Annotated in this window: 12 protein-coding genes; 10 read left to right on the top strand and 2 right to left on the bottom strand. The window is 41.6% G+C overall.

Translation table 11 applies throughout. The annotated features are described in order from the left end of the window. Positions 1 to 23: 23 nt before the first annotated feature. From MKZ09_RS16880 to MKZ09_RS16890, 3 genes are all read left to right on the top strand, one after another. Positions 24 to 1,580, top strand: a complete 1,557-nt coding sequence (locus MKZ09_RS16880) for an ABC-F family ATP-binding cassette domain-containing protein (protein WP_036677991.1) — start codon at positions 24 to 26, stop codon at positions 1,578 to 1,580. Between the two features lie 109 nt (positions 1,581 to 1,689). Continuing rightward, positions 1,690 to 2,115 (top strand): hypothetical protein, encoded by a 426-nt coding sequence (locus tag MKZ09_RS16885; RefSeq protein WP_076204047.1) that lies wholly within the window; start codon positions 1,690 to 1,692, stop codon positions 2,113 to 2,115. 126 nt (positions 2,116 to 2,241) lie between these two features. Further along, entirely contained in the window at positions 2,242 to 2,805 is a 564-nt protein-coding gene (locus MKZ09_RS16890) for a phosphotransferase (RefSeq protein WP_445323463.1), read from the top strand. A 61-nt stretch (positions 2,806 to 2,866) separates the two neighbouring features. Here the strand turns inward: MKZ09_RS16890 and MKZ09_RS16895 are convergent, their stop codons facing one another. After that, positions 2,867 to 4,534 carry a ribonuclease J gene (locus MKZ09_RS16895; RefSeq protein WP_256719189.1) on the bottom strand — a complete coding sequence of 556 codons (1,668 nt, stop codon included), beginning with the start codon at positions 4,532 to 4,534 and terminating at the stop codon, positions 2,867 to 2,869. 123 nt (positions 4,535 to 4,657) lie between these two features. Between MKZ09_RS16895 and MKZ09_RS16900 the strand changes: the two genes are divergently transcribed. The 6 genes from MKZ09_RS16900 to MKZ09_RS16925 all read left to right on the top strand — a co-directional run bounded on the left by MKZ09_RS16900 (position 4,658) and on the right by MKZ09_RS16925 (position 10,949). Then, on the top strand, positions 4,658 to 5,134 hold the full coding sequence (locus tag MKZ09_RS16900) for a GNAT family N-acetyltransferase (protein ID WP_076204040.1): 477 nt from the start codon (positions 4,658 to 4,660) through the stop codon (positions 5,132 to 5,134). A gap of 116 nt (positions 5,135 to 5,250) precedes the next feature. Continuing rightward, positions 5,251 to 5,784, top strand: a complete 534-nt coding sequence (locus MKZ09_RS16905; protein WP_111504005.1) for a TetR/AcrR family transcriptional regulator — start codon at positions 5,251 to 5,253, stop codon at positions 5,782 to 5,784. A gap of 13 nt (positions 5,785 to 5,797) precedes the next feature. Beyond that, complete coding sequence (locus MKZ09_RS16910) at positions 5,798 to 6,124, top strand: DMT family transporter (RefSeq protein WP_036677974.1); 327 nt, start codon at positions 5,798 to 5,800, stop codon at positions 6,122 to 6,124. A gap of 17 nt (positions 6,125 to 6,141) precedes the next feature. Continuing rightward, entirely contained in the window at positions 6,142 to 6,501 is a 360-nt protein-coding gene (locus tag MKZ09_RS16915) for a DMT family transporter (RefSeq protein WP_076204037.1), read from the top strand. A gap of 290 nt (positions 6,502 to 6,791) precedes the next feature. Next, complete coding sequence (locus MKZ09_RS16920) at positions 6,792 to 10,316, top strand: discoidin domain-containing protein (protein WP_076204034.1); 3,525 nt, start codon at positions 6,792 to 6,794, stop codon at positions 10,314 to 10,316. Positions 10,317 to 10,607: 291 nt separating this feature from the next. Continuing rightward, positions 10,608 to 10,949: a DUF1801 domain-containing protein gene (locus MKZ09_RS16925; protein WP_076134925.1), complete on the top strand. Its 342-nt coding sequence runs from the start codon at positions 10,608 to 10,610 to the stop codon at positions 10,947 to 10,949. 80 nt (positions 10,950 to 11,029) lie between these two features. On the opposite strand, the gene MKZ09_RS16930 is transcribed toward MKZ09_RS16925, so the two are convergent. Further along, positions 11,030 to 11,452 (bottom strand): MarR family winged helix-turn-helix transcriptional regulator, encoded by a 423-nt coding sequence (locus MKZ09_RS16930; protein WP_370511170.1) that lies wholly within the window; start codon positions 11,450 to 11,452, stop codon positions 11,030 to 11,032. Positions 11,453 to 11,728: 276 nt separating this feature from the next. Here MKZ09_RS16930 and MKZ09_RS16935 point away from each other — a divergent pair, with 276 nt between their 5' ends. Next, on the top strand, positions 11,729 to 13,252 hold the full coding sequence (locus MKZ09_RS16935; protein WP_076134921.1) for an MDR family MFS transporter: 1,524 nt from the start codon (positions 11,729 to 11,731) through the stop codon (positions 13,250 to 13,252). The last annotated feature ends 51 nt before the right edge of the window (positions 13,253 to 13,303 follow it).

The following is a 13,303-nucleotide window of genomic DNA, read 5'->3' on the forward strand; positions in this document are numbered from 1 at the left end:
AAATAAGAAAAAGGTGTCCATAAATGAGCATATTAAATGTTGAAGGATTAAGTCATGGCTTTGGAGATCGTGCGATCTTTAAGGATGTTTCATTCCGTCTCCTAAAAGGCGAGCATATCGGATTATTCGGCGCTAACGGCGAAGGAAAATCCACTTTTATGAATATTGTTACAGGCAAACTGCAACCTGATGAAGGTAAAGTCGAATGGTCCAAGCGGGTGCGTGTTGGCTACCTCGATCAGCATGCAGTGCTGACCAAAGGAATGACGATTCAAGACGTACTCAGAAGTGCTTTTCAATACCTGTTTGATCTTGAGCAAGAGATGAACGATATGTACGGCAGAATGGGTGACGTTTCACCTGAAGAGCTGGAAAAGCTGCTGGAAGAAGTAGGTACCATCCAAGATACACTTACAAATCAAGATTTTTACATGATTGATGCGAAAGTACAAGAAACCGCGCGTGGACTAGGGATCACTGATATTGGATTGGATCGCGACGTAGCGGATCTTAGTGGTGGTCAACGTACCAAAATCTTGCTTGCTAAGCTATTGCTTGAAAAACCAGATATTTTGCTCCTCGATGAGCCTACGAACTATCTGGATGAGCAGCATATTGAATGGCTGAGACGTTACCTTCAAGAGTATGATAATGCTTTTATTCTGATCTCACACGATATGCCATTCTTGAACAGTGTTATCAACCTGATCTACCATATGGAAAATCAAAAGCTGACCCGTTATGTGGGTGATTATGAGCAGTTCCAACAAGTCTACGAAATGAGAAAACAACAGCTTGAATCTGCTTATAATCGCCAAAAGCAAGAAATAGCAGAGCTGAAGGATTTCGTAGCTCGTAACAAAGCCAGCGTGGCTACCCGTAACATGGCGATGTCCAGACAGAAGAAGCTCGACAAGATGGAGATCATCGAGATTGCCAAGGAGAAACCGAAACCACAGTTTAACTTTAAAGAAGGTAAAACTGCCGGCAAGATGATTTTCGAAGCAAAAGAATTGGTTATCGGCTACGACTCTCCATTGTCCAGACCGCTTAATTTGTTGATGGAGCGTGGACAGAAGATCGCGTTGGTTGGGGCAAACGGAATTGGTAAAACAACATTGCTGCGCAGTATTTTAGGTGAAATCTCTGCTTTGTCCGGTTCGGTAGAACGTGGATACCATCAGGAGATTGGTTATTTTGAGCAAGAGATGAAGGAAGGCAATTACAAGACTTGTATTGAGGAAATCTGGGATACATTCCCGTCTCTGTCACAATTCGAAGTACGTGCTGCCCTTGCTAAATGCGGATTAACCACGAAGCATATTGAGAGTAAGATTGCTGTACTAAGTGGTGGGGAAAAAGCTAAAGTGCGTCTATGTAAGCTCATTAATAGCGAAACTAATATTCTCGTATTAGATGAGCCTACGAACCATTTGGATATCGATGCCAAAGATGAACTGAAACGCGCTCTAAAAGCATACAAAGGAAGCATTCTTATGATTTCTCACGAACCCGATTTTTATCAGGACATCGTAACCGATATCTGGAATTGCGAAGATTGGACAACGAAAGTATTCTAATAAGCAAGTCTTTGATGAACAAGCCTATGAGTGATAACGAATCTGTTACGCTCCATAGGCTTTTTTAGTGGAATAGAACGGGATCTAAACAGAGACAGGGAGGGGCTATGTGTTAGAGAATAAAATGGATCAGCTTAACACCTGTATTCAGCGGATTTTTGAAGAATCCGAAGCAAAGATAGTCAATTTTACATGTGAAGATTTAGATTATAAAACACCTAATTTTACAACAGCGGGTATCTTTCGTCTAAGCGGTTTTGCATCTATTAATCATAAGCAGCTTCCATGGTCAATTATATTAAAGATAATCAAGCCAGATAGTGCGGAGAAAGATAATCTTCAGCATCACAATTACTGGCGACGAGAAGCCCTAGTCTTTGAATCCAAGATTCTCGAAGAGCTTCCTAGCTCAATCAAGGCAGCTAAGTGTTATCTTGTTGAGGAACAAGCAGATGGTACCGTATGGTTATGGATGGAACGAATTGATGGGGAATATGCCTATACAAAGGAACAGTTTAATTATATCGCTGAGTAGTTAGGTCGTTTCAATGGAACTTATCTGACAGGAAAGAAAATTCCTGATGAGAAGTGGATTTGCAAAAACTGGCTCAAATCATGGACGACCTCGAGTAAAATCTACGCTCCTAATCCAGCAAAATATATAAATCAATTACATAATGATAATGAACGTAGTATCTGGACATGGTTCCAAGACTTCACAGACCAGATTGACAGAAGCTTACGTTCTTTGAATAGCTTGCCGCGAGTGCTTGCACACCAAGACCTCAGTCAAATGAATATGCTGCTAACTCAAAGTGATACGGACGGCGAACGGCTAATATTAATTGACTGGCAATTTATGAGTATATCGGGGATAGGCGAAGACCTTGGCAAAATGTTTGGCGTAAATATGAGCTTAGGAGTTTTTCCTAATCACCGCTACGAGGAATATAAAGAGTCTCTATTCCAAAACTATATGAAGGGATTAAAAGATACAGGATGGCAGGGGGACGAGTCCCTTGCAAGATATGGTTATTGTTTAGGCACTGCTTTACGTAGTGTCTGGGAAGTGCCTCAATACTTTTCATTGGCCGCACAGTTAAAAACGGATCCAACTAACCTAAAGCTTCAAGATCGAGTTTCCCAATTGGAGCAAATTATTAATATTCAACGGAATATGGCGACAGAATGTATCAAGATGAATATATGGGCGCAATTTAGTTAAAATCTATCCTCTACAACTGGATACGAAAAGAAAAGGAGTTCCCCACGGGAGCTCCTTTTTACTAAACCTCAATGATGATTGGAAGAATCATTGGCCGTCGTTTCGTTTTCTCGTATAGGAACTTACTTAATGATTCTTTGATGGTCTGCTTGATGATATTCCATTGGCCGAGATCCGTTTCGTTCATTTTTTTAAGGGTCGATGTTACATGCTGGTTGATCTCGTCCATTAAATTATCGGAGTTACGGATATAAACGAATCCCCTGGAAATAGTGTCTGGCTCGTTTAATAGACGTCCATCGGTTTGGCTCAGTGTAATCACTGTAATCAGGATGCCGTCTGCTGACAGCTGGCGACGATCGCGAAGCACAACATTTCCAATATCACCGATCCCAAGGCCATCCACTAGAATTTGCCCAGCAGTCACTCGACCGGATTGGCGGACAACACCAGACTTAGACTCGACGATGTCTCCATTTTTTAGAATAAAGATATTTTCCGGTTTGACGCCTACCGCCTCCGCTAACAAGCTGTGATGATGCAGCATACGGTATTCACCATGAATCGGAATAAAGTATTCAGGTTTCATTAGAGTCAGCATTAGCTTAAGCTCCTCTTGGCTACCATGCCCGGAGACGTGAAGCTCACTGCGTGAACCATAGATGACTTTAGCACCCAGCATATATAAATTATCGACAATCCTTGAAACATTCCGTTCATTTCCCGGGATGGGATTGGCTGCGAGCAGCACCGTGTCCCCAGCCTGGATCTCCATCAATCGATGGCTTGAGTTCGCTAAGCGGGATAGTGCGGCCATGGGCTCTCCTTGACTGCCTGTACATAAAACAGTTACCTGTGCCGGAGGGAGCTTAGCAGCTTCTGCAGGTTCGATCAGCATATCGTCCGGAATGTTCAAATAACCGAGCTCTTGGGCCACTCTGACTACATTTACCATACTTCTGCCAAGTAAGGTCAATTTACGTTCAGTTAAATGAGAAGCATCAATGATCTGCTGTAGACGATGTACATTTGAGGCGAAGGTAGAAATAAAAATTCTACGTTCTGCTTTTAAAAAGGCTTCTTCTATATGAGCGCCAACAAGTTTTTCAGAAGGGGTGAAGCCAGGACGCTCAGCATTAGTGCTTTCTGACAGCAAGATCTTTACTCCGTTTTTCCCAATATCGGCCATTTTATGTATATCTGGATACTGCTTGTTGACGGGCGTCATGTCAAACTTGAAGTCTCCCGTATGAACTACGGTACCTTCAGGTGTATTGAATACTACGCCAAGGCAATCTGGAATACTATGATTTGTATTAAAAAATGTTGTAGTAATGGCTCCCAGGGTTAAAGTGGATTCTGAATTAATACAATGGAGTTTCGTTTGTCGTAAAATTCCATGTTCCCTAAGTTTATTTTCGATTAATCCTAAGGTTAAACGGGAAGCATATATTGGGATATTTAACTGTTTAAGCAGGTAAGGAATCCCACCGATATGATCCTCATGTCCGTGAGTCACCACCAACGCTTGTACCTTATCAATATTATTTAATAAATACGAAACATCAGGAATAATCAGGTCAATCCCTAAGAGACTTTCATCTGGGAATTTAGAGCCGCAATCAATGACAACAATATCATCTGCGTATTGCAGGATATACATATTTTTACCAATCTCATGAACCCCACCTAATGCTGCAATCGAGAGTTGCTTAGCTGCCATTTTCATTGAAGCTCCTCCTAAATAAATTTCTCTTTATTATGTTTGAAACCCATTATAATTATCCATTCTGAAGCTTGATACAATATAATAACTGAAGAAAGCTAATCGAAAGATAGGAGAACGTTACTCATGAATATCCGACTATTACAAATGAAAGATAATAGCTCCATTGAAAAGGTCATCAGGTACTGCCTAATTGAGTTTGGCGGGAATCGCGCGGGTCTAGCCTGGGAGGATGACAGCCTGCATCATTTATCAGATTATTATAATTATAGTGAGAATCGGGCTTATTGGGTTATTGAAGAGGGAGGGGAAGTATTAGGAGGTTGTGGAATTGCTCCTTTCGGGAATGATGACAAAATATGTGAGTTGCAAAAAATGTATTTATCTCAGTCGATTAGAGGTAACGGGATAGCCAAAGAACTTTTAAATACAGCGCTGGACTTTGCTAAGCTTCATTACAACCAATGTTATTTGGAGACACTTCAAAACATGCACGCAGCTAACCGTTTCTATATGAAAAATGGATTTGAGCTTTTGGATGAACCGCTGGCTGGGTCGGAGCATTTTGCTTGTGATGCGTGGTATATTAAAAATTTAAGGTAATTGCTTTAAAAATGTTGGAGGCCTGGATTACCAGGCTTTTTTTGATCGAAGGTAAAGATTTTTTATTTGACAATAAAACCGTCCAGACGGTATAGTAAATAACAGAGGTGATTATTGTGAACAGTAATTCAAAACGAAGTAGTATTTTATTAGCAGCTTCTATTGTGGTTAAAAATAATGGGGTGGAGAAGCTTACGCTTGAAGCCGTTGCCAAAGAAGCCGGGGTCAGTAAAGGTGGACTGCTGCACCATTTTCCGAATAAGGAAGCATTAATAAAAAGTATGGTGGAAGAGTTAACAAGCGATTTTTTCAGTAATGTTCAAGAAAGAGTAGGTAATGCATCTAGAGAAACGGGGAAGTGGGGACGAGCGTTTGTTCAGGCGATTGACGACGATCTTAAGGAAGAGCAAGAGATTAGCACAGCGCTTTCGGCTGCTCTTTTTACGAATCCGGATATCCTTAAGAAATTTCAAGACCAATACTCAGTATGGCAAAACAATATAGAGAACGATGGAATAGATCCTGTACGTTCCACAATTGTCAGGCTGGCAGCGGACGGTTTATGGTATTCAGAAATGTTCGGATTAGGAGCTTTAGATAAGGATTTACGAGATAAAGTAATTCAAGAATTAATAAACATGACGGAGTAAGGAGGGGCTATTGTTGAATTCATATGTGTTACTGGCAACAGCGATTATCTGCGAGGTATTTGGTAGCTCCATGCTTAAGGTTTCTAACGGGTTTAAAAAGATTTTACCTTCAATAGGAGTCGTACTCGGCATGGGTTCAGCTTTTTATTGTCTTTCTTTAGCGCTTTCAACGATTCCACTAGGGACGGCTTATGCTATTTGGTCGGGGGTAGGTACGGCTTTAACTGCGTTAATTGGAGTCATCATTTATAAAGAAAACTTCAATCTGAAGAAATTACTCGGCCTGATTCTTATCATTGGTGGAGTAGTCATTATGAAACTTTCTGGTGGATCTCATTAGAGCTTGGAGGAAATGTTATGAACAAGAATAAGGGTTTTTGGGTACTAGGGGTAGCTATTATAAGCGAAGTAATAGGTACAACTATGCTGAAAATGTCAGAAGGGTTCACACAAATATTGCCTACTATAGGTGTTATTATTGGTTTTATAATCGCATTTTATAGTTTGTCCATAAGTCTCAGAGTTTTACCTTTAAGCCTAGCTTATGCGATTTGGGCAGGTGTAGGTACAGTTCTAACCGCAATCGTTGGTATCGTAATATGGGGGGATCCATTTAGTGTGCTTACACTTGCAGGCATAGTATTAATAGTTGGAGGTGTGGTGTTATTAAACGCTCCAGATTCAGTTAATGAAAAAGAACTTAAATCCACAAGTTAATCTTCATAAAAAACTAGGGCCTGAGAAATCAGGCCTTTATTTGATTGGCATGATGTTAATAGATTCCATATATAGGGTAGTTTCGCGATATTGGTATCACATATCTTTTCCGTAGAATTACATCTTATAGCTTGATCCTCTCTTTCTCTATAATGAGAGTGTCTCACATTGAAAGGAGGATCGGTTGTTATTTAATGTGCTCTGAGATGAATCGGATTGTAAACGCTATCATTTGAGCACTCCGATAGGGCGACACGTTAGTGAGTATCTACATTAAGAGGAGGATTATAATGCGCAACAAGTACGTCGTATGGTCGCTTGTAGTAACCCTATTGATTTCAAGTTTATACCTGGCAGCGGGTCCGTTCACATTTGTTAGTGCCTCTGGTGGCGCGAATCTGACGCTGGGCAAAACTATAACGGCTAGTGGTCAATCACAAACGTATAGTCCAAACAATGTGAAAGACAGCAATCAAGAGACGTATTGGGAAAGCAGCAATAATGCATTTCCACAATGGATCCAAGTTGATCTCGGTACAGAGACAAGTATTGACCAAATCGTATTGAAGCTGCCAACGGGCTGGGAGACGCGTACGCAAACACTCGCCGTTCAAGGTAGTACAAATGGATCTACATTCACTGACATTGTTGGTTCAGCTGATTATGTGTTCAATCCTTCAGCAGGAGGGAACACCGTTAAGCTTGATTTTTCAGCAATCAGCACTCGTTATGTACGCCTGAATGTAACAGGCAATACGGGTTGGCCGGCAGCGCAAGTATCTGAATTCGAAATTTATGGAGCTAGCACACCAATACCGACGCCAACAGTCACACCAACGCCAACAGCCACACCAACGCCAACAGTCACACCGACAGCAACGCCAACGCCTACAGCAACACCAACACCAACACCAACAGCCACGCCGACTGCAACGCCAACGGCCACACCAACGCCAACAGCGACAGTAACGCCAACAGTCACACCAACACCTGTTACGGGCAGTAATATCGCGGTTGGCAAATCGATTACCGCATCCTCTAATACGCAATCATTTGTGGCAGCAAATGCTAATGACAACAACACCAACACATACTGGGAAGGTGGCAGTAATCCTAGTTCATTGATACTTGACCTGGGGTCAAACTACAATGTTTCCTCAATCGTTCTAAAGTTAAATCCAGCCGCTGCATGGGGAGCACGTACCCAGACGATTCAAGTGCTCGGTCACAATCAAAACACAACGACATTTGGGAATCTGGTGTCAGCACAATCGTATTCGTTTAATCCAGCTTCAGGAAATACAGTAACCATTCCTGTTACCGCAACTGTCAAACGTCTACAGCTTAATATTACTGCCAACTCGGGTGCTCCAGCTGGACAGATCGCCGAATTTGAAGTATACGGTACTCCAGCTCCGAATCCGGATTTGGTGATTACTGGCATGTCCTGGTCACCAACGAATCCGGTCGAGTCTAATGCGATTACGCTGAACGCAATCGTAAAGAATATCGGCAATGCCAGCTCTCCAGCTACTACTGTTAATTTCTATTTAAATAATGAGCTTGTAGGCTCAGCTCCGGTAGGTGTACTAGCAACTGGAGCATCGACAACAGCATCGATGACACTTACCGCAGGAGTTAAGCCTGCCGCAACGTATTCAGTTAGTGCCAAAGTTGATGAAGACAACCTAGTTATCGAACAAAATGAAGCGAATAACAGCTACACGAACCCAGCGTCACTTATTATCGCTCCAGTGTCCAGCTCTGACTTAGTGGGAACTGTTACATGGACACCAAGTAATCCTGTTGCTAATAACAATGTAGCGTTCAATGTAAATCTTAAGAATCAAGGAACCATTGCCTCTGCAAGTGGTTCACATGGTATAAGCGTTGTTCTAAAAAACTCTGCGGGTTCCACTGTTCAAACCTATAATGGATCTTATAACGGTGCCTTAGCAGCGGGGGCATCAGTTAATGTTGCGATTCCAGGGACTTGGACAGCGATTAATGGTAACTACACAGTCACCTCTACTGTTGAAGTGGATGCTAATGAGATAGCTGCCAAGCAAGCGAATAATGTAAGTGTTTCTAATCTCGTTGTCTATGCTGCGCGTGGTGCAAGCATGCCGTATAGTCGATATGATACCGAGGATGCTACTCTCGGGGGTGGCGCGACCTTGAAATCGGCGCCAACCTTTGATCAAGCATTACTCGCTTCTGAAGCTTCTGGCCAGCGTTATATAGCTCTTCCTTCGAATGGTTCGAACTTAGAGTGGACGGTCAGACAGGGTCAAGGCGGCGCAGGTGTAACGATGAGATTTACAATGCCTGACTCTGCAGATGGGATGGGGTTGAATGGTTCACTGGATGTGTATGTGAATGGAGCGAAAGTAAAAACAGTTTCTTTAACCTCATACTACAGCTGGCAGTATTTCTCAGGTGATATGCCTGGCGATACACCTAGTGCAGGACGTCCCCTATTTCGTTTTGATGAAGTTCACTGGAAGATGGATACACCCCTCCAACCTGGGGACAAGATTCGAATCCAGAAGAACAATGGAGATAGCTTGGAATATGGTGTGGATTTCATTGAAATTGAATCTGTTCCAACAGCAATTGCCCGCCCAGCTAACTCCGTATCTGTAACAGATTACGGTGCTGTGGCAAACGACGGACAAGATGATCTGGCAGCTTTTAAAGCTACTGTAAATGCAGCCGTGGCAAGCGGAAAGTCTATTTATATTCCAGCAGGAACCTTTAATCTTAGCAGTATGTGGGAGATTGGTTCTGCTAGTAATATGATCAATAACCTCACTATTACTGGTGCTGGTCTCTGGCACACCAATATTCAGTTCACCAATCCTAATGCTGCGGGCGGGGGTATTTCACTCCGTATTTCAGGTAAGCTAGATTTCAGCAATGTTTATATGAATTCTAATTTGCGCTCACGTTATGGACAAAATGCAATTTACAAAGGTTTTATGGATAACTTTGGAACCAACTCTATTATCCATGATGTCTGGGTAGAGCATTTTGAATGCGGAATGTGGGTAGGCGACTACGCTCATACACCTGCGATTTATGCTACCGGGCTGGTAGTTGAAAACAGTCGGATTCGGAACAATCTTGCAGACGGCATCAACTTCTCGCAAGGAACTAGCAATTCAATTGTACGCAATAGCAGTGTGCGAAATAATGGTGACGATGGTCTTGCAGTATGGACCAGTAACACCAATGGTGCACCTGCTGGTGTGAATAATACCTTCTCGTATAACACCATTGAGAATAACTGGCGTGCGGCAGCGATTGCTTTCTTTGGAGGAAGTGGTCATAAGGCTAATCATAACTATATCATTGATACAGTTGGTGGTTCCGGCATACGTATGAATACCGTTTTTCCAGGTTATCATTTCCAGAATAATACGGGTGTAGTTTTCTCAGACACAACCATTATTAACAGTGGCACGAGTAAAGATCTTTATGGGGGTGAACGTGGCGCAATTGATCTTGAAGCATCAAATGATGCTATCAAGAACGTTACATTTAACAACATAGACATCATTAATACCCAGCGTGATGCGATTCAATTTGGATATGGTGGTGGATTCGAGAACATCGTGTTCAACAACATCAACATTAACGGTACAGGACTTGATGAAATAACAACTTCACGGTTCTCAGGTCCACATAAAGGTGCAGCTATTTACACCTATACGGGCAATGGTGCGGCAACCTTTAATAACCTGACAACTTCCAACATTGCTTATCCGAATCTGAATTATATTCAGAGCGGTTTTAATCTAACGATTCATTAATTTTATGTACGAGGTTAAGGGAGAAGCTCTTAGGAGCTTTTCCCTTTTAGCTTGTAACGAGCTGGATATCTCTAATTTTCCAGAAGGATAATGACTACATGACCAAGAAATTAATATATGGGGAATTTAAACTATTAAATTTTGAAAATCTTTTGCAAATGTGTTGATTTCATCATCTTAAGTTCGTCATAGCAGATGCGTCGGATCTCAAAGGACCTCCTGATTTTGTTAAAACAACTTACTGCGCTTATTCAGGCAAACCATTTAATTACTTAAAGGGAGAGATGAAAAATGAATCAGGAAGTAATCGATTTTATTGAAGCGCTAAAAGAATCATGGCAGGTGGAGTTGTCCACCTCACTACGTGAGGTTGTTCATCAGGCTATACCGGATGTGCAGGAACGTATTCAGTATAAGAAACCTCATTTTTTGAAAAATGGAAAATACGCTGCGGCCATCTCGATATCAAAAGACGCAGTCAGCTTTGTAATCTTTAATACAACCGAGCTAACGCTTCCAGAGGGAGCATTTGAGGGACCACCTGAAAGGAAAACCCTGAAGCTTCGAAAAGGAGACACATTTGATTCTGCACAGTTGGTCTCTTTAGTTGCTCAAGCTTCAGCTTCTCTTTGATCCATACTTATATTAAAAGGACGATATCTCAAAGTCATTTGACTTCATGGGATATCGTCCTTTTTGACGATTATACTGTTTTAGTTACTCGTTGTAGTGCTGAGATAGTGAATCTGCTCTTCCAGGATGGTACTTGCTTTGCCTAAAAATGTTGTTATCAACTCAAGCTCCTGTTCAGTAAAGGAAGACGCCAGTTTAACCATCTTAGTGTGCAAAGGAAGGTAGGCATTTCCAACCTCGCTATTCTCATATAAAGGAACAATGATCACCTTACGACGGTCTTTGGGGTCATGTTCTCTGCGAACAAAAGCATTTTTTTCAAGTCGATCAACTAATGTGGTAATGCTGCCTGTAGTAAGTCCAGTTAATTTGGATAGCTCGCCGGCGGTGATAGGACCTTTTTCATGAAGGATATCTATAGATAGAAAATCGTTATTGTATAACCCTAAAGAAGTTGCTACTTTTTGCTGATACAAAACCGTTCGGCTGCCTAGGCCCCGCATGCGTAAAGTTAAGTCTTCCTGCTGAATTGTAACTTGATTGTGCCGATCTCTTGACAAAAGAGGACCCTCCTTTTAAAATGTTTATATCTTGATAATCAAGATAATTAATAAACAAGATGCTTGATGAACATCTAATTAATTGTCTTGATTTTATCGAATTATTCACTAATTTGCAAAGGGTATAACATCACGTGGTTTGGAATGAAGCCTGTGCACAATCCTTTAACAATTAGAGTAGAACTAAACATTTGGGAAAAGTGGAGGAGAAAAAGGAGCATGGAAAAGAAAAATAAAGTTGGGGTTATTATAGTAGCTCTATTGTTGGCTACACTTATGGCATCAATGGATAATACTATACTTGCAACCGCAATGGGAACCATTGTAGGTGACCTTGGCGGCTTTGACAAATTGATGTGGGTTACGTCCGCTTATATGATAGCTGAGATGGCGGGAATGCCGATTTTCGGTAAATTATCGGATATGTATGGGCGTAAGCGATTTTTTATTTTCGGTATTATTGTCTTTATGATTGGTTCAGCTTTATGTGGTACGGCAAATTCTATTGTCCAGCTTAGTATTTATCGGGCGATTCAGGGTATTGGTGGAGGCGCACTCGTTCCTATTGCATTCACGATTATGTTCGATGTAGTGGCCCCAGAAAAACGGGGGAAAATCGGTGGGTTATTCGGTGCTGCCTATGGTATTTCCAGTATTTTTGGTCCCCTTATTGGCGCTTATATAGCGGATTATATTCATTGGTCTTGGGTCTTTTATATCAATTTACCCATTGGTGTTATTGCATTCTTTATGATCGCTTTCTTCTACAAAGAATCTGTTGAGCATTCCAAAGAGAAAATTGATTATCTTGGGGCTTTTACACTTGTAGCTTCAATCCTTTGTCTCATGTTTGCGATTGAGCTCGGGGGTAAGAAATATGCTTGGGACTCGACAATGATTCTGGGATTGTTTATGGCTTTTGTTGTGTTTTTAATTGGTTTTATTGTTATCGAACGTCGTGCAGAAGAGCCTATCATTACCTTTGGCATGTTCAAGAATCGTCTCTATTCTACGAGTAATGTTATGGCGATATTTAGCGGAGCGGCATTTATTACAGCCTCGGTGTACATTCCAATTTATATTCAAGGGGTTCTTGGCGGGTCTGCTACAAATTCGGGGCTTGTTCTACTTCCTATGATGATTGGTTCTGTTATCACTGCTGCTGGCGGAGGATTCTTGCTCTCTAAATTTAATTATCGCACGATCATGATTTCTACGTTAGTACTCCTTGTTGCAGGTATTGCTCTGCTTACCACACTAACACCAGACTCCTCCCGGTTCATGGTCACTATTTTTATGTTTCTGGTGGGTCTTGGCATAGGTTCATCATTTTCTGTTTTAAGCAATGCAGCGATTCATGGATTTACAGCAAGACAACGGGGTTCGGCAAGTTCGACACTTAGCTTCACACGGGAGCTGGGAATGACACTTGGTATTACGGTATTTGGTATTATTCAAAGTCACATTTTTTCGAATAAATTAACTTCCATGTTCAGTAAGGGAGGAGCGGCACCAGAAAGTGTTAATCTAAGTGATCCAAGTACAATTTTGACTCCCGACACACGGGACAAAATTCCCTCTGAGGTTCTTGATAAAATCACCGAAGGATTATCTTCCTCTCTTGTTCATACCTTTGCTTGGGCGATTATTCCATCAGTTATAGCTCTAATGGCAGCATTTGTGATGAGCAGGGAGAAGTTTGATCCTGCTTCTGAGCTGGAAGAATTTACGGCATCGCATTAAGGAAATGAAAGATAAAATAAAAGCCCAAGTCCTTTGTTAATAAGGGCTTGG

Origin of the sequence: Paenibacillus sp. FSL R5-0908 (assembly GCF_038006245.1) — a bacterium.
Classification (GTDB): Bacteria; Bacillota; Bacilli; order Paenibacillales; family Paenibacillaceae; genus Paenibacillus_AQ; species Paenibacillus_AQ odorifer.

Coding starts and splice junctions, on each gene's coding strand:
- MKZ09_RS16880 (WP_036677991.1), top strand. CDS start 24: ATGAGCATATTAAATGTTGAAGGATTAAGTCATGGCTTTGGAGATCGT.
- MKZ09_RS16915 (WP_076204037.1), top strand. CDS start 6,142: ATGAACAAGAATAAGGGTTTTTGGGTACTAGGGGTAGCTATTATAAGC.
- MKZ09_RS16935 (WP_076134921.1), top strand. CDS start 11,729: ATGGAAAAGAAAAATAAAGTTGGGGTTATTATAGTAGCTCTATTGTTG.
- MKZ09_RS16930 (WP_370511170.1), bottom strand. CDS start 11,452: ATGCGGGGCCTAGGCAGCCGAACGGTTTTGTATCAGCAAAAAGTAGCA.
- MKZ09_RS16925 (WP_076134925.1), top strand. CDS start 10,608: ATGAATCAGGAAGTAATCGATTTTATTGAAGCGCTAAAAGAATCATGG.
- MKZ09_RS16895 (WP_256719189.1), bottom strand. CDS start 4,534: ATGAAAATGGCAGCTAAGCAACTCTCGATTGCAGCATTAGGTGGGGTT.
- MKZ09_RS16900 (WP_076204040.1), top strand. CDS start 4,658: ATGAATATCCGACTATTACAAATGAAAGATAATAGCTCCATTGAAAAG.
- MKZ09_RS16920 (WP_076204034.1), top strand. CDS start 6,792: ATGCGCAACAAGTACGTCGTATGGTCGCTTGTAGTAACCCTATTGATT.